General features: G+C 67.8%; 1 pseudogene. It reads left to right on the forward strand.

Annotated features, from left to right (window positions below):
- Positions 1-766 (forward strand): annotated as a pseudogene (locus F1542_RS11500) (cell division protein FtsK); the annotation flags it as partial.

Below are 766 nucleotides of genomic sequence, written 5' to 3' on the forward strand. Positions count from 1 at the left end.
GTTGTCTGGCTGCTGGGGCTGGTGCTGGGGGGGCTGCTGGTGCTGCTGGCCCTTGCCCTGTCCCTGTCGGAATGGCGGGGCATCGGTCGTGGGATCAGGATTCTGCTGCGTCAGCCCATGGTTCTGGCCGTATGGCTGCGCCGGATAACGGGGGAAAGGGCGCAGGCACGGACGGTAGTGGATACGGCCCCGTATTCTGGCGGGGAAAAGGCTGCACGGGATCCGTCTCCCTTCCACGCGCCCCTTCCGGATACAGGCCACGAAACGGGGACGGAGCCGGTGCCGGCTACGGTGCGTCCGGCGTCCGGCACGGCCATGATGCCCGTGGCCGACCCGCAGGCGGCCAAACCGTTGGGGCAGAAGAACATGCCCGCACCTACCACAAAGCCGGAGACAAAGCGGCCAGCGCTGGCAGGACGCAAGGCGGAGGGGGGCAAGCCCGCGCAGGTTTCGCTGCAGACCAGCTGGATGCACCCGCCGGGCATGGACGAGGAAATTACCCAGCCCCTGCTTATGGACGGTTCCGCACCGGTATCGGATCAGGCGCCATGGCATGAGGATACCGACACACGGGATACCCGACCCGTCATTACCGCCCCCCATGATGACGACCTGCCGGTGGCGGCGAAGGAACCTGCGCGCCCGACGCTGCTGTCGCGCTTTTTCTCCGGCGCGGGACGGGCGGCGGAGGAGTCGGCACCCAACACGCCAGATTATGCCCCCACTGCGCCCGTTGCCCCCCCGGAAGATACCAAGACGCCCACGC

It is taken from the genome of Komagataeibacter sp. FXV3, from assembly GCF_015155755.1.
Lineage (GTDB): Bacteria > Pseudomonadota > Alphaproteobacteria > Acetobacterales > Acetobacteraceae > Komagataeibacter.